The sequence below is a fragment of the Brevundimonas sp. AVps4 genome (assembly GCF_058681525.1).
Window position 1 is genome coordinate 547,532 of record NZ_CM178741.1, and the last position, 15,781, is coordinate 563,312.

The following is a 15,781-nucleotide window of genomic DNA, read 5'->3' on the forward strand; positions in this document are numbered from 1 at the left end:
AAACCGTTTTCCGCCTCTTTGTGGAAAATCCTAATGAAGGGTTAACGCCGGTTTACCTCGTTCACAGGCCGAACGCCCCGCAAAGCCTTTGCCGTTAAGGTTTCATTAGGGATTGTCCACCGGCCGTATAATCCTGTTCCGCATCCCCGACGGCGCCTGGAGGCGCGTGGATATCCGCTTTTGTTCCGCCACAGCCGCCGCATTCATCCCCGCCGTTCCACCGCCCTACCTGCCACTACGAATCTTTTAATTCTTAACTTGATTAGGGATTGAGAGCGGGGGGCTGTGACCTTAATCGTCCGGCATGACCGATCCGACCCAGAACGCCGTTCAGACGCCCCAAGAGGCGCCGATGATGATCCGGGCTCTCCGAGGAGAGACGCTGGATCGACCGCCGGTCTGGTTCATGCGCCAGGCGGGACGGTATCTGCCCGAGTATCGCCGACTGAGGGCCGAGGCGCCGGATTTCATCAGTTTTTGCCTGAACCCGGAAATGGCCGCCGAGGCGACGCTCCAGCCGATGCGTCGGTTCGGCTTCGATGCGGCCATCGTATTCGCCGACATCCTGCTGATCCCCCAGGCCCTGGGTCAGGACGTGTGGTTCGAGACGGGGGAGGGACCGCGTTTAGGCGCCATGCCCATTCCGGGCCGGATGATGGAGTTGGCCGCAGGCGCAGGCGAGCATCTGTCCGCCGTGGGCGAAACCCTGTCGATCGTGCGCGCGGCGCTCGAGCCGGAGCGGGCCCTGATCGGTTTCGCCGGCGCGCCCTGGACCGTGGCCACCTATATGCTGGACGGCGAAGCCCGGACCATCGGCAAGGGCGAGCGGGCGGCGGCGCGGACCTACGCCTATGCCGATCCCAGGCGGGTGGATGAGACGCTGGAGGTCCTGGTCGAGGCGACGGCCCGGTATCTGAAGATGCAGGCCGACTCTGGCGCCCAGGTGCTGAAGATCTTCGAGAGCTGGGCCGAGGGCCTGCCCGACGATCTGTTCGAAAGGCTGGTCCTGAATCCCCACCAGGCGCTTGTGAAGCGCACGCGGGAGTTGGGCGTCACCGTGCCCCTGATCGGCTTCCCACGGGGCTCTGCAGCCCTGGCGGAGCGGTATGCCCAGGCGGTCGAGGTCGATGCGGTCGCCCTGGACACCGCCTGTCCGCTGGAAGTCGGCAGACGGGTGCAGCAGATCAAGCCGATCCAGGGTGCCCTGGACCCCCTGCTGCTGCGGGCCGGGGGCGAACTGTTGGACCGCCGGGTGGATCAGCTGATGGAGGCATGGGGCCAGGGGCCGTGGGTGTTCAACCTGGGTCATGGCATATTGCCCGACGTGCCCATCGACCATGTCGAACAGGTTCTGAAAAGGATCGGCGCCCAATGACCCAACCCTTGCCGGGCCGCCGCATCGCGGTGGTGCTGTTCAATCTGGGCGGACCCGACGATCAGGCTTCGGTGAAGCCCTTCCTGTTCAACCTGTTCAATGATCCGGCCATCATCGGCCTGCCGGGGATCGTGCGAACGCCCCTGGCGAAGCTGATCTCCAGCCGGCGCGAGGCGAGCGCCCAGGCCAACTACGCCTTGATGGGAGGCGGGTCGCCCCTGCTGCCTGGAACCCGGCTGCAGGCTGAGGCCCTGGAGGCGGTGCTGAACGCCCGGTTGGCCGGGGACGAGGTCCGGGTCTTTATCGCCATGCGCTACTGGCGGCCGCTGACCGATCAGACGGCGGTCGAGGTGGCGGCCTTCGCGCCCGACGAGGTGGTGCTGCTGCCCCTCTATCCGCAGTTCTCGACGACGACGACCCAGTCCTCGCTGAAGATCTGGAACGAGACCTATGCCGGGTCGGGCGTCAGCCGGACGGTCTGCTGTTATCCTCGCGCCGACGGCTGGGTCGAGGCCCAGGCCCAGGCGATCGCATCCAAACTGGATGAGGCGGGCGACGGACCGGTGCGGGTGCTGTTCTCGGCCCACGGCATCCCGGAGAAGTTGGTCAGCGGCAAGGGCGACCCCTATCAGGAACAGGTCGAGACGACCGTCGCCGCCGTGGTCGCCGCCATCGAGCGCGACCGGGGCCCCATCGACCATGCCCTCTGCTACCAGAGCCGCGTCGGACCGATGAAATGGCTGGGGCCGTCCACGCCTGAGGCGATCGAACAGGCCGGCCGCGACGGGGTCGGGGTGGTCATCACCCCCATCGCCTTTGTCTCCGAACACATCGAGACCCTGGTCGAGCTGGACATCGAATACGGCGAACTGGCCCATGATAAGGGGGTCAGGCCCTATCTGCGCGCGCCGGCGGTCGGCACTGCGCCCGTGTTCATCGAGGCCCTGGCGGCGGCGACGATCGACGCCCTGGGCCGCACGGGGGTCGCTCCCTTCGGTCTGGGCTGTCAGACGGACTGGAAGGCCTGTCCCTGTCGTAACGAAAGGAGCGCAGCGTGAACCTGTACGATCTGGCCCGGGGCCTGCACATACTGGCGGTGATCGCCTGGATGGCGGGTCTGCTGTTCCTGCCGCGGCTCTATGCTTATGACGTCGAGCAGAACGCCAAGCCCGAGCCCCTGCGCGGCGAGATGCAGGCCCTGCTGAGGCTGTGGCAGACGCGGCTGCTGCGCATCATCCTGAACCCGGCCATGATCCTGGCTTGGGGCTTCGGCCTGTGGCTGATCCATATCGACGTCTCGGCGCGGGGGGCGGCGCTTCTGGCCGAGCCGTGGATGGTGGCCAAACTGATCGGCGTCCTGCTGTTGAGCGGCTGGCACGGCTTCCTGGCGGCGCAGCGCAAGAAGATCGCGGCGGGGACGTCGAAATATTCCGGCAAGTTCTGGCGGATGACGAACGAGGTCCCGTTCGTCCTGGCCATCATCATGGTGCTGTCGGTCACCACGGAGTGGACGTTCGGGTGAGCGGCTCCGCTTGACCTGACCTCTCGCCTGTGGTTCCGCTGGTGGTGAACCGTTCGGTCCGTCCAGCGGTCCCTCTCTTTTCGCGACGCCCGCCGGTTCGACCAGCGGGAGACCGTCGTGCCCCCCTTCGGCCGAAAGGCCAGACATTTCCAGAGACCTGACGCCGTGCGGTTCCGTGCGCGCGTCCGCGAGCCTGTATCATGACCGACGTCACCGACACTCCCGAGACCGAAATCGAGGCCGAAGCCCCGACCCATCACGGCGCCGCGCATGAGGCCGGCGAGGCGGCGGGCGCAGACTCGGGCGTGGACACTACGGCGGACGAGGATGAGGACGGCGAGCCCGTGGTGCCGAACGGCCGGATCACCCTGGCCGAGTTGAATGAGAAGACCCCGGCCGACCTGGTCGCCTTCGCCGAACAGCTGGAGGTCGAGAACGCCTCCAACCTGCGCAAACAGGATCTGCTCTTCGCCATCCTGAAGGCCCTGGCTGAGGAAGAGGTCGAGATCATCGCCGACGGCGTGTTGGAAATCCTTCCCGACGGGTTCGGCTTCCTGCGCAGCCCGGACGCCAACTATCTGCCCGGCCCGGACGACGTCTATGTGTCGCCGTCCCAGATCCGCCGCTTCGGCCTGCGCTCGGGCGATACGGTCCATGGCGCCGTGCGGGCGCCGCGCGAGGGCGAGCGCTATTTCGCCCTGCTGAAGGTCGACACCATCAATCTCGAAGACCCCGAGATGGTGAAGACCAAGGTCCTGTTCGACAACCTGACGCCCCTCTATCCCGAGGAGCGGCTGCACATGGAAATCCAGGATCCGACCCTGAAGGACCGTTCGGGTCGGGTCATCGACATCGTCGCCCCCCTGGGCAAGGGCCAGCGCTGCCTGATCGTGGCGCCGCCGCGAGTCGGCAAGACGGTGATGCTGCAGAACATCGCCAAGTCGATCGAGCGGAACCACCCGGAGGTCTTCCTGATCGTCCTGCTGATCGACGAACGGCCGGAAGAGGTCACGGACATGCAGCGGACCGTCAAGGGCGAGGTCGTGGCCTCCACCTTCGACGAGCCGGCCACGCGCCACGTCGCCGTCGCCGAGATGGTGATCGAAAAGGCCAAGCGTCTGGTCGAGCACAAGAAGGACGTCGTGATCCTGCTGGACTCCATCACCCGCCTGGGCCGGGCCTATAACGCCACCGTCCCGTCGTCGGGCAAGGTTCTGACCGGCGGCGTCGACGCCAACGCCCTGCAACGGCCCAAGCGCTTCTTCGGCGCGGCGCGGAATGTGGAGCAGGGCGGGTCTCTGACCATCATCGCTACGGCCCTGATCGACACCGGCAGCCGGATGGACGAGGTGATCTTCGAAGAGTTCAAGGGCACCGGCAACTCGGAAATCGTGCTGGACCGCAAGGTGGCCGACAAGCGCATCTTCCCCGCCATCGACGTGTTGAAGTCCGGCACCCGCAAGGAAGACCTGATCACGCCGAAGGACCAGCTGGCCAAGACCTATGTGCTGCGCCGCATCCTGAATCCGATGGGTCCGCAGGACGCGATCGAATTCCTGCTCGACAAGCTGCGTCAGTCGAAGAACAACGCGGACTTCTTCCAGTCGATGAACACCTGATCCGTCATCTGATGGTTTCACGTGAAACAGGAGGCACGGCGGCATGAAGGTTCAAATCGAGATCGATTGCACTCCGGCGGAGGCGCGCGCCTTTCTGGGACTGCCTGACGTCGCCCCGCTGAATGAGGCCATGGTGGCCGAGATGACCAAGCGGATGGAAGCCAATGTCGCCGCCATGCAGCCGGACGAACTGCTGAAGACCTGGACCAGTTTCGGCCTTCAGGCGCAGGATCAGTTTCGGCGGTTGATGGAAGCGGCGGTGAAGTGAGCCACAGGTTTCTCCGCAGTTGGAGAAGCCCCTGAGACCATGACCCAGGACACTATCTTCGCCCTCGCCACCCCGCCCGGCCGAGGCGCCATCGCCGTCTTGCGTCTTTCGGGGCCGACCGTCGCGCCGACGCTGAAAGCCCTGGGCGCGGGGGGGCTGAAGCCGCGGCTGGCCTCGGTCCGGGAGCTGAATCATGATGGCGTCGCCATTGATCAGGCCCTGGTCCTTCGGTTCGTCGCACCCCATTCCTATACGGGCGAGGACGCTGCCGAGCTTCATCTGCACGGCGGCCGTGCGGTGGTCGAGGCGGCTAGTCGCGCCCTGATCGCCTTGGGACTGCGGCCCGCCGAGCCGGGTGAGTTCACCCGCCGCGCCTTTCAGAACGGCCGGATGGATTTGGCCCAGGCGGAGGCAGTGGCCGATCTGATTGATGCTGAGACGGCGGCCCAGGCGAGACAGGCTCTGGGTCAGCTGGACGGGAAGCTCAGCGAGACCTACGCCGGTTTCCGTCGCGACTTGCTGAAGGCCCTGGCCCTGGTCGAGGCCGAGATCGACTTTCCCGACGAGGAGGTGCCGGACAATCTGGCGCGGACGGCGGGGCCTGTGCTCGAGCAGCTGGCGCGCGATCTGCACCGCGCCGTCGAGGACGGGGCGCGAGGAGAGCGCGTTCGGGACGGCTATCGCATCGTGCTGATTGGTGAGACCAACGCCGGTAAGTCGTCGCTGTTCAACGCCCTGATCCAGCGCGAGGCGGCGATCGTCACGCCGATCGCCGGAACGACGCGCGATGTTCTGGACGCCGAACTGGTGATCGGCGGCTATGCCGTCACCCTGTCGGACACGGCCGGATTGAGAGACAGCGACGACCCGGTGGAGGCGGAAGGGGTGCGGCGCGCGCGCGCGCGCGCAGAGGGGGCGGATCTGAGGCTATGGGTTCGAGCGCCCGGCGACGTGGAAGGCGTGGCCGCCGGCTATGTTCGGCCGGGTGATCTGATCGTGGCCAATAAGAGCGACCTGGGATCGGCCGATATCCGCTCCCAAGGCTGGGATCAGATCGCCGTAAGTAGTCATACCGGCGCAGGCCTGGGTGAGCTTCATGACTGGATCGCCGCGCGATTGGAGCGGGATCTGTCGGGGGCGGACTTCCCAGCGATCACGCGCGAACGTCATCGGCTGCGGCTGAGCGAGGCTCTGGCGGACGTACGGACGGGCCTGGCGGCGCTGGAGGTCTCTCCCGAAATGGCGGGCGACGATCTGCGCCGCGCCGCTCAAGCCCTTTCACGCGTCACCGGCGAGATCGGGGTCGAAGAGGTGTTGGGCGAGGTGTTCTCGACCTTCTGCATCGGCAAGTAATACCGATGTTTCACGTGAAACGCCTTAAGTAGGACTACGTTCAGCGAACCCTGTCGTGGCCGTTGCGCGCGCTCGCCTCTGGCGAAATCCGGCTTTTTGGCCTATGTGGCGCCCATGATCCCCACAAGCGACAATTCGTTCGACGTCGTCGTCATCGGCGGCGGCCACGCCGGCTGTGAAGCCGCCGCCGCCTCTGCACGCGCGGGGGCCCGAACCCTGCTTCTGACCCAGAAGTTGGAGACCATCGGTGAAATGTCCTGCAACCCCGCCATCGGCGGCCTGGGCAAGGGGCATCTCGTGCGTGAGATCGACGCCATGGACGGGATCATGGGCCGTCTGGCGGACGCCTCGGGCATCCAATTCCGACTGCTGAACCGGTCCAAGGGCGCCGCCGTTCGGGGACCACGCAGCCAGATCGACCGACGCCTGTATCGGGAAGCCATGCAGGCGGAGCTGGCCCAGACGGCGAACCTGACGCTGATGGCCGGCACGGCGGAGCGGCTGATCTTGGACGGCGACCGCGTCACGGGCGTGATTACCGGGGCAGGGGAGAGGATTCGAGCCGCTGCTGTCGTCCTGACGACCGGCACCTTCCTGAACGGCGTCATTCATCGGGGCGATGAGCGTATTCCGGCAGGCCGGCACGGCGAGGCGCCGTCGACGGGTCTGGCCGTTGATCTGCACGCCGCCGGCCTGACCATGGGCCGGTTGAAGACCGGCACGCCGGCGCGGCTGGATGGGCGGACAATCGCCTGGGACCGGCTGGAGATGCAGGAGGCCGACGAGATCCCCAGCGCCTTCTCCTTTCTGACGGATCGGATCACGGTTCCCCAGATCGCCTGTGGCGTGACCCACACGACCGAACAGACCCATCGCCTGATCGCCGAGAACCTGGGTGAGAGCGCAGTCTATGGAGGGCGTCTGTCCGGGCGCGGCCCCCGCTACTGCCCCTCGATTGAGGACAAGGTCGTGCGGTTCGCCGACAAGACCAGCCATCAGATCTTCCTCGAACCGGAAGGCCTGGATGACCCGACCGTCTATCCCAACGGGATTTCAACCTCCGTATCCGAAGCCACCCAGAAGGCCTTCCTGCGGACCATCCCCGGTTTGGAGACTGTTGAGGTCTTCCGTTACGGCTATGCGATTGAATACGACTATGTCGATCCGCGCGAATTGACGGCCGCTCTTGAGGTCAAGAAACGACCCGGTCTCTATCTGGCCGGCCAGATCAATGGGACGACCGGATATGAGGAGGCGGCGGCTCAGGGCTTGATGGCCGGGCTGAACGCCGCTCGGGCGGCGGCGGGCCAAGATCCAGTGATCCTGGGTCGGGACCAAGCCTATATCGGCGTCATGGTCGATGACCTGGTGACGCGCGGCGTCACCGAACCCTATCGAATGTTCACCAGCCGGGCCGAATACCGTCTGACGCTGCGGGCCGACAATGCGGATCAGCGGCTGACGCCGCTGGCGATGAAGCTGGGGATCGTCGGCTCCGACAGGGCGGCGCGCTTTTCGGACAAGGCCGGAGCCTTGGCCTTGGCGAGCCGTGTTTCACGTGAAACGCTTTTCACGCCGAAAGAGGCCAATGCCCTGGGCATTCCCGTGAACGCCGACGGCCGTCGCCGCTCCATGCGTGAACTGCTCGCCTTTCCGGGCGTCACCCTGCAACAGTTCATGCCGACCATCCCGGCCATCGCGGACTGGAAGCCTGAAGTCCGCGAGCAGATCGAAATCGACGCCGGATACGCCAACTATCTCGATCGCCAGGCGATCGACGCCCAGGCCCTGCGCTCCGAGGAGGATCTGATCCTGCCAGCCGATCTCGACTATGGCGGCGTCGGCAGCCTGTCCAATGAGGTGCGCGAGAAGCTCAGCCGCATCAGGCCCCGCACCCTCGGCCAGGCGGGGCGTATCGAGGGCATGACGCCGGGCGCCCTGACGGCCCTGCTGGCCCATGTCAAAAAGTCGCCCAAGGTCGAGGCGGTCGCCTGATGCTGGAAGGGGAGATGGCTGCCTTCCAGAGCAAGGCCGGCGCTTCAGATGAGCAGATGGCCGATCTGGAGGCCTTTCGCCTGCGGTTGGGCGAGGCGAACGCGGTGATGAATCTCGTTGGGCCGGACAGCCTGCCGGATTTTTGGAACCGCCATGCCTGGGACAGCGCGCAACTGCTGCAAATGGCCCCTACGGCGCGCAGTTGGGCAGATCTCGGCGCCGGCGCGGGTTTTCCCGGCGTGGTCCTGGCGATCTTGCTGAAGGGGCGATCGGACGCCCGAGTCTGGTTGATCGACAGCCTGGGAAAACGCTGCCGGTTTCTGCAGGAGGCGGTCGATGCTCTCGCCTTGCCCGCCACGGTGATCAACGGCCGGGCGGAGGATCAGACCATAAAATGCGACGTGGTGACCGCTCGCGCCGTGGCCCCGATGGAGCGGCTGCTGGGTTATGCACAGCCCTACTTTGAAAGGGGTGCACAAGGTCTGTTCCTCAAGGGGGAAAGGGTCGAATCCGAGTTGATCGAGGCCCGTAAATCCTGGCATTTCGAGGCTGAACTGGCCCCGTCGCAAAGCGACCCGCGCGGCCGCATCGTGACCGTCCGGAGTGTTCGTCGTGCCCGTTCCAAGCACTAACAAACTGCCTGCCCGTGTTCTCGCCGTCTCCAACCAGAAGGGCGGCGTGGGCAAGACCACGACGGCGATCAATCTGGGAACCGCCCTGGCCGCTATCGGAAAGCGGGTGCTGATCGTCGACATGGACCCCCAGGGCAATGCCTCGACCGGTTTGGGCGTTCCACGTGAAACACGACGGGTCACCATCTATGATGTGGTGGTGGATCAGCGCTCTATCGAAGACGCCGCCGTCCAAACCACTGTTCCGGGGCTCTGGATCGTCCCTGCCGATGCGGACATGTCTGGGGTCGAGATCGAGTTGAGCCAGGCGGATCGGCGATCCTATCGCTTGAGGGACGCTCTTCGGCAGCATGACGACGGCCCTACCGCGTATGACTATGTGCTGATCGACTGTCCGCCGTCGCTGAACCTGCTGACCCTGAACGCCATGGCGGCAGCGGATGCGGTTCTTGTGCCGCTCCAATGCGAATTCTTCGCCCTTGAAGGCCTCAGCCAGCTGATGCGGACCATCGACATGGTCAAACAGAGCCTGAACCCGTCTCTCGAAATCCAGGGGCTGGTGCTGACGATGTTCGATCGGCGGAGCGCCCTGTCGGGCCAGGTCGCCAATGACGTGCGCGCCCATTTTGGCGACAAGGTCTACGACAGCGTCATCCCGAGAAATGTTCGGGTCGCCGAGGCGCCGTCGTTCGGAAAGCCCGCCCTGATCTATGATCTCAAATGCGCCGGCAGTCAGGCCTATCTGCGCCTGGCCAAGGAAGTGGTGAAGCGCGAACGCCAGCGCCAGAAGCTGGCCGCCTGAACGGCCGCTACACGCCTGATTAGAAGAAGAAACGGAACAGTATTTTGGCTGAACGACAAAGAGGTCTGGGCCGCGGCCTGTCGGCCCTGATGGGCGAGAACATCGAGGCGCCGACGGCGCCCAACGCCGCCATGCCTTCGGGCGTGCAGCGCGTGCCGATCGAGAGTTTGAAGCCCAATCCCGATCAGCCGCGGAAAATCTTCACCCAGGAACAGCTGGATGAATTGACGGCCTCCATCCGTGACAAGGGGGTGCTTCAGCCGATTCTGGTCCGCACCCATCCCAAGGAGGAGGGGGTCTGGCAGATTATCGCCGGTGAGCGCCGCTGGCGCGCTTCCCAGGCGGCCCGGCTGACGGAGGTGCCGATCGTCGTCCATGAAATGGATGACGTCGAGGTTTACGAAGTCGCCATCATCGAGAACGTCCAGCGCGCCGATCTGAATCCGCTGGAAGAAGCCGACGCCTATCGGATGCTGATGGAGCGGTTCGGCCGCACCCAGGATCAGGTCGCCGGCATCGTCGGCAAGAGCCGCAGCCATGTGGCCAACACCCTGCGTCTGCTGCAACTGCCTGAAGAAGTGCTGTGGTACGTACGGAACGGCAAGTTGACGGCCGGCCATGCCCGCGCCCTGGTGACGGCGCCCAACGCCGGCGCCCTGGCCGAGCAGGCCTATAATGAGGGGCTGAACGTTCGCCAGGTCGAGGCCCTGGCTCGCCGCGCCGCCGAGGCCCCCAAACCGGTTAAGGCCAAGCCTGCGCCCAGCGAGGAAGGAACGGCCGACGTCGCCGCCCTGCAACAGGATTTGGCCGACGCCCTGGGCCTGTCCGTTCAGTTGAACGACCGCGCAGGCAAGGGCGAGCTGACCATTCGCTACGGCTCCCTGGAACAGCTCGACGACCTGTGCCGTCGATTGATGCGCGGCTGAGCCCCGCGATGTGCTAGACAGGTGGAATGACCGATAATGTTCCGCCGCCAACCGCCGCCGAAAATCTGAAACAGGCGCTGGCCGCCAAAAAGGCGCGCCGGCAGGGCGGAGCGGGCCAGGGTTTCGCCGGTCCAGCCGGCGCTCCGTCCGCCGGCGACGAGCGCAGCGTGGCCGCCCGCAACATGGCCCTGGCCAAGCCCGCCTTCCGCAAGGCGTCAAAGCGAGGCTGAGCCGCAGCAGCCCCGCTCAAAGCCCCAGACGCTTAGCCCGTCCGGCGATCTCCAGCAGCAGGCGTTCGGCGATCAGCTGGTCGGGCATGCCGGTCGTCTTGGTGGCGACGTCGGCGGTGTTGACGCTGTCCAGCACCTCGTCCAGCGCCTCCAGACGCCAGGCGCGGGCCTGACGCAGCATCTCCGCCTCCTGTTTCCAGAAGACGCCCGCCGCCTTGGCCGCCTCCTTGGCGCCGGCCCCGTTGGCCTGAAGAATATTGATCCGCCGCAGCCGCCCCAGATGCAGGGCAGCGGATCGGACGGCCAGGACCGAGGATTCCCCCTCTGCGAAGGCGCGACGCAGACCCGCTTGAGCTGGGCCGGGCCGCCCGCCGAAGGCCTGGAGCGCGGCGTCGGACAGGGAGGCGTCCGGCTCGACCCCAAGATGCTGGTCCAGAAGCTCGCTGTCGATCGTCCGCCCGGAACCGGGACCGATGAACAGGGCCAGGCGTTCGATCTCCTGGCGCATCAGACCCCGCTCACGCGGCAGGCGAGCCACGAAACGATCGAGGGCGTCGGCGGTCAGCCCCACCTTGTCGGCCGCCAAGGCCTCGCGGGTCATTCGGGCCACGTCGCCAGTCTCATCCTCATAGCAGACGATGCCGACGGCCCCATTTTCCTTTTCGGCCGTCTTGCGCAGGGCGGACTCACGACCCAGTTGGTCGGCCTCGACCACCAGTATGGCGTCGGGATTATAGCCGCCCTCGGCATGGATCTTGACGGCGGCGGCCACCGCCTTGTCCACCCCGGGCTTCAGCGCCGACAGCCGGATCCGCACCAGGCGGCGACCGCCCATCAGGGACATGGCCGTCAGGGCCTCTTCCAGCCTGCTTTCGTCGCTGTCGATGTCGCTGTCGGTCAGGACGGTGACGTTGAAGGGGTCGTTCAGGTCCGGGGTGATCGCCCTGCACAGGATCTCGGCCCGTTCGGCGACGCCCGAGCGATCCTTGCCGTGGATCACCGCCGCCCGGATCGCCGGATCGGGCGCCTTCAGAAAGCGGTCGATCTCGGGGCGTTTGGCTAGAATCACCGGTTCGACAGGGCCTGCATCAGGTCCAGCCGAATCAGACGCGCCAGTTCGGCGGCCGCGCGTTCTTCACCGTCCTGCTGGGCGGCGATGGCGGCGTAGGGCTGGTCGTCGGCGGCGTAGGTGGTGGTGACGGTCTCCACCCCGGTCGCGGGCGCGCCTCCAGCGACGGGCGTGAGGGTCCAGGTCGCCTTGACCGTCAGCTCATAGCGGGTGGCGGTGTCGTCGATCCGGCGCCCCAGGGGCCGCCGGTTTTGTTCGACACGGGTCGTCAGCCGGTAAAGCGGCGCCGCAGACCGGTCCCAGGCCAGGGCGTCCTCCAGCTGTTCACGCAGGCGATAGCCCAGTCGGTCGTCCTGGGCCGTCACCGCGATCCGGCGCAGGGGCGAGCCCATGCCCGGCTCGGCGTACATGGGCGTAAAGCCGCAGGCGGAGAGCGCCAGGACGCTTAGTAGGGCAAGACTGGTTGGGACGCGCATCAGCCGGCCACCAGATTGACGATCCGGTCCTTGACCACGACGATCTTCTTCACGCTCAGACCCTCCAGACGCGCCTTAACCGTCTCGTCGGCCAGAACCAGGGCCTCGACCTCGGCCGGCTCCATGCCGCGCGCGACGCGGATTTCCGCCCGACGCTTGCCGTTGATCTGGATGGGCAGAACCACCTCGTCGTCGGCCGCGAGCGCAGCGTCCCACACCGGCCAGGGCGCGTCCAGAACCATCCCGTCCTCTCCCAGCCGGGTCCAGCATTCTTCAGCCAGGTGGGGGGTGAAGGGGGCGATCAGGCGCGCCAGGGCCGACAGGGCCTGACGCTTGGCCTCGCCGCCCGCCTGGGCGCTGTCACGCACCGCGGCGACGAAGGCGTAGAGCTTGGCGATGGCCGAGTTGAAGCGGAAGCCTTCGACCCCCTCGGACACGGCCTTGATGGCCTTGTGGGTCTCTCGCAGCAGTTCGGCGTTGGCCTTGTCCTCGCCGGCGAAGCCGGGGTCATAGGCGTCGAACAGGCTCCAGGTCCGCTGCACGAACCGGCTGGCGCCCTCGACCCCGCCCGGCGTCCATTGCACGTCCCGCTCGGGCGGGCTGTCGGACAGGACGAACAGACGCCCGGCGTCCACCCCGTGGCTTTCCAGGATTTCCTGAGGCGCGACGACGTTCTTCTTGGACTTGGACATCTTCTCGATGTCGCCGATCGAAAGACGCGCGCCGTTCGACAGGCGGGTGGCGACTCGCTGGCCGTCGATCGTCTCGATGCGGACGTCGGTGGGTTCGACCCAGCGCGGCTTTCCGACCTCGTCCTGGCCTTCGAAATAGGTCTCGTGGACCACCATCCCCTGGGTGAACAGGCCCGCGAACGGCTCCTTCACCGCCAGCATGCCGGCGTCCGACAGGGCGCGGGTGATGAACCGGGCGTACAGCAGGTGCAGGACCGCGTGCTCGACCCCGCCGATATACTGATCCACCGCCAGCCAGCGGTTCGCCGCCTCGGTGTTGATCGGCTCGGCCGCCTTCGGGTCGGTGAAGCGGGCGAAATACCAGCTGGAGTCGACGAAGGTGTCGAGCGTGTCGGTCTCGCGCGTCGCATCCTGGCCGCACGACGGGCATTTGACGTGTTTCCAGGTCGGATGGCGGTCCAGCGGATTGCCGGGCACGTCGAAGGTCACATCCTCGGGCAGTTCGACCGGCAGCTGGTCGGCCGGAACCTCCACCGGGCCGCAGGACGGGCAGTGGATGATCGGGATGGGGCAGCCCCAGTAGCGCTGGCGTGACACGCCCCAGTCGCGCAGCCGATAGATGGTCGCGCCCTGGCCGGTCCCGGCCGCCTCGACGCGGCGGATCGCCTCGGCCTTGGCGGTTTCGATGTCCAGTCCGTCCAGGAAGTCGGAATGGAAGATGGAGCCGGGGCCCGTATAGGCCTCGTCGCCCACGGCGAAGTCGTCGCCGGCGCCCTCGGGGCGGACCACCGGGATCACCGGCAGGTCGTATTTGCGGGCGAAGTCCAGGTCGCGCTGGTCATGGGCCGGGCAGGCGAAGATGGCGCCCGTGCCGTATTCCGACAGGATGAAGTTGGCGATCCAGACGGGGATTTCGGCGCCGGTGAAGGGATGCAGAACCTTCAGACTCGTGTCCCAGCCGATCTTTTCGGCCTGTTCGATCTCGGCCTGGGAGGCGCCGCCCTTGCGGCATTCGGCGATGAAGTCGGCGACGCGCGGATCGGCCTCGGCCAGTTGCTTCGAAATGGGGTGATCCGGGGCCAGGCCCAGGAAGCTGGCGCCGAACAGGGTGTCGGGCCGGGTGGTGTAGATTTCGACGCCGGTCTCGTAACCGGCGGGGGCTTGGCCGGAGAAGGCCCAGGTCATCTGCAAACCCTTGGAGCGGCCGATCCAGTTCTCCTGCATCAGCCGGACCTTCTCGGGCCAGCGGTCCAGGGTCTTCAGCCCGTCGATCAGGTCGTCGGCATAGTCGGTGATGCGCAGGAACCACTGGTTCAGCTTGCGCTTCTCGACCACGGCGCCGGAACGCCAGCCGCGCCCGTCGATCACCTGCTCATTGGCCAGGACTGTGTTGTCGATCGGGTCCCAGTTGACCACCCCGTCCTTGCGATAGACCAGACCGCGCCGATACAGCTCCAGGAACCAGGCCTGCTGCTTGCCGTAGTATTCGGGGTCGCAGGTGGCGAATTCGCGCGACCAGTCCAGCGACAGGCCCAGCAGCTTCAGCTGGTCCCGCATCTGGGCGATATTGTCGTAGGTCCAGCCCTTGGGGTGGATGCCGCGTTCCATGGCCGCATTCTCGGCCGGCATGCCGAAGGCGTCCCAGCCCATCGGGTGCAGGACGTCATAGCCTTGCGCGCGCTTGGACCGCGCCACCACGTCGCCCATCACATAGTTGCGGGCGTGGCCCATGTGGATGTTGCCCGACGGATAGGGGAACATCTCAAGCACATAGTATTTCGGCCGGCCGGTGTCCTTGGTCACAAAGGCGGCGGCTTCGGCCCAGCGGGCCTGCTGGCGGGGTTCGGCGGTCTTGGGTTCGTAACGGGCCACGGTCGTCCTGAAGTCAAAAGGGCGCTGCCGCCCTCCCGGCTCACTAGCCCGAAGGACGACAGCGCCCAAGCAGATTTGCGCTCAAACCGCCTTTCGGGCGGCGCCAGGCGCAAAAGGGTGCTCAAGTAGCCCGAAGGGCAGTAGCACCCAAAAAGTGCTCAAACAGCCCGAAGAGCGACAGCACCAAAAAAGCGCTCAAGTAGCCCGAAGGGCGGTAGCACCTACAGGGAAAGCTAAAGCAGGCGTTAGCCTGCTTTAGCCCGCATTAGACAGGTTCAGCTGGCGCGCCTTGGTCAGGATGGCGTTTTCCAGGTCGGCCTCGGTCTGGGCGGCGACCGGAGCGGCGGTCCACTGACCGTCGGCGCCCTTGATCTCCTTGGTCACGGTCACGTTCAGCGCATCGGCGCGCAGGCGAGTGTCCAGGATGAAGACGGTGGCCTTGAAACGCTCGTTCGGCGTCTGGGGGTTGATGTACCAGTCATAGTTGATGACCCCGCCCCACGGATCGGCGGTCAGCAGGGGCATGAAGCTGAGGGTGTCCAGCGAGGCGCGCCAAAGATAGCCGTTGACGCCGATGCCCTGCTGCACGTCCGTCTTGGCCTTCTTCTTGCCGTTTCCGACAAAGGGGAGGCTGGAGCAGGCGCTCAGGGCCAAGCCTGAGACCAAGGCGACAGCGACGCCGCGAACCAGGGCCTTGTTGAGGCTCATCAAGGAAGTCTCCGTAAACTCAGGGACGTGAAGGCCCTCGCCCCCACGCGCGCGCGGCGTCGCTCTGACGGTCTGCGCCGTTGCGCTGTTCTATAACACGGGCAAAAGGGGCGATGACAAGGCGAACTCGGCCGTGAGACGTCGCGGGAGCGGTCTCGCGGCGGAGGAGACGACGGTTTTGGCCAGAATCTCGTGACGCTTGAGCCACATCGCGGTGCAACAATGCAGAGGAACCCCGCCCC

At 66.0% G+C, this 15,781-nt stretch carries 15 protein-coding genes; 11 read left to right on the plus strand and 4 right to left on the minus strand.

What is annotated here, in order from left to right; translation table 11 throughout:
- Positions 1-304 precede the first annotated feature (304 nt).
- The 11 genes from hemE to ACW178_RS02725 all read left to right on the plus strand — a co-directional run bounded on the left by hemE (position 305) and on the right by ACW178_RS02725 (position 10,722).
- Positions 305-1,375, plus strand: coding sequence for a uroporphyrinogen decarboxylase (gene hemE / locus ACW178_RS02675; protein ID WP_287103843.1), 1,071 nt, complete (start codon positions 305-307; stop codon positions 1,373-1,375).
- Positions 1,372-2,433: a ferrochelatase gene (hemH, locus tag ACW178_RS02680; protein WP_054764411.1), complete on the plus strand. Its 1,062-nt coding sequence runs from the start codon at positions 1,372-1,374 to the stop codon at positions 2,431-2,433. The genes hemE and hemH overlap by 4 nt, the downstream gene beginning before the upstream one ends.
- Entirely contained in the window at positions 2,430-2,897 is a 468-nt protein-coding gene (locus ACW178_RS02685; RefSeq protein WP_054764412.1) for a CopD family protein, read from the plus strand. Before hemH ends, ACW178_RS02685 begins: the two co-directional genes overlap by 4 nt.
- Positions 2,898-3,097: 200 nt before the next feature.
- Entirely contained in the window at positions 3,098-4,516 is a 1,419-nt protein-coding gene (rho, locus tag ACW178_RS02690) for a transcription termination factor Rho (protein ID WP_054764413.1), read from the plus strand.
- Between the two features lie 43 nt (positions 4,517-4,559).
- A complete protein-coding gene (locus ACW178_RS02695) occupies positions 4,560-4,784 on the plus strand; it encodes a DUF6489 family protein (protein WP_152949258.1) in 225 nt (74 codons plus the stop codon).
- 39 nt (positions 4,785-4,823) lie between these two features.
- Positions 4,824-6,137 carry a tRNA uridine-5-carboxymethylaminomethyl(34) synthesis GTPase MnmE gene (mnmE, locus tag ACW178_RS02700; protein ID WP_492024831.1) on the plus strand — a complete coding sequence of 438 codons (1,314 nt, stop codon included), beginning with the start codon at positions 4,824-4,826 and terminating at the stop codon, positions 6,135-6,137.
- A gap of 114 nt (positions 6,138-6,251) precedes the next feature.
- Positions 6,252-8,132 carry a tRNA uridine-5-carboxymethylaminomethyl(34) synthesis enzyme MnmG gene (gene mnmG / locus ACW178_RS02705; RefSeq protein ID WP_492024832.1) on the plus strand — a complete coding sequence of 627 codons (1,881 nt, stop codon included), beginning with the start codon at positions 6,252-6,254 and terminating at the stop codon, positions 8,130-8,132.
- A 14-nt stretch (positions 8,133-8,146) separates the two neighbouring features.
- Positions 8,147-8,764, plus strand: coding sequence for a 16S rRNA (guanine(527)-N(7))-methyltransferase RsmG (gene rsmG, locus ACW178_RS02710; protein WP_492024833.1), 618 nt, complete (start codon positions 8,147-8,149; stop codon positions 8,762-8,764).
- 4 nt (positions 8,765-8,768) lie between these two features.
- On the plus strand, positions 8,769-9,566 hold the full coding sequence (locus tag ACW178_RS02715) for a ParA family protein (protein WP_054766787.1): 798 nt from the start codon (positions 8,769-8,771) through the stop codon (positions 9,564-9,566).
- A 44-nt stretch (positions 9,567-9,610) separates the two neighbouring features.
- Positions 9,611-10,492: a ParB/RepB/Spo0J family partition protein gene (locus ACW178_RS02720; protein WP_287105463.1), complete on the plus strand. Its 882-nt coding sequence runs from the start codon at positions 9,611-9,613 to the stop codon at positions 10,490-10,492.
- Positions 10,493-10,518: 26 nt separating this feature from the next.
- Positions 10,519-10,722 carry a hypothetical protein gene (locus tag ACW178_RS02725; RefSeq protein ID WP_152949262.1) on the plus strand — a complete coding sequence of 68 codons (204 nt, stop codon included), beginning with the start codon at positions 10,519-10,521 and terminating at the stop codon, positions 10,720-10,722.
- A gap of 16 nt (positions 10,723-10,738) precedes the next feature.
- Here the strand turns inward: ACW178_RS02725 and holA are convergent, their stop codons facing one another.
- The 4 genes from holA to ACW178_RS02745 form a co-directional block, all read right to left on the minus strand.
- Positions 10,739-11,791, minus strand: a complete 1,053-nt coding sequence (gene holA, locus ACW178_RS02730) for a DNA polymerase III subunit delta (RefSeq protein WP_287105461.1) — start codon at positions 11,789-11,791, stop codon at positions 10,739-10,741.
- A complete protein-coding gene (gene lptE, locus ACW178_RS02735) occupies positions 11,788-12,267 on the minus strand; it encodes an LPS assembly lipoprotein LptE (protein ID WP_287105458.1) in 480 nt (159 codons plus the stop codon). The genes holA and lptE overlap by 4 nt, the downstream gene beginning before the upstream one ends.
- A complete protein-coding gene (gene leuS, locus ACW178_RS02740) occupies positions 12,267-14,831 on the minus strand; it encodes a leucine--tRNA ligase (RefSeq protein ID WP_287105456.1) in 2,565 nt (854 codons plus the stop codon). Before leuS ends, lptE begins: the two co-directional genes overlap by 1 nt.
- 255 nt (positions 14,832-15,086) lie before the next feature.
- Positions 15,087-15,539, minus strand: coding sequence for a DUF3576 domain-containing protein (locus ACW178_RS02745; protein WP_183216381.1), 453 nt, complete (start codon positions 15,537-15,539; stop codon positions 15,087-15,089).
- Between the last annotated feature and the right edge of the window lie 242 nt (positions 15,540-15,781).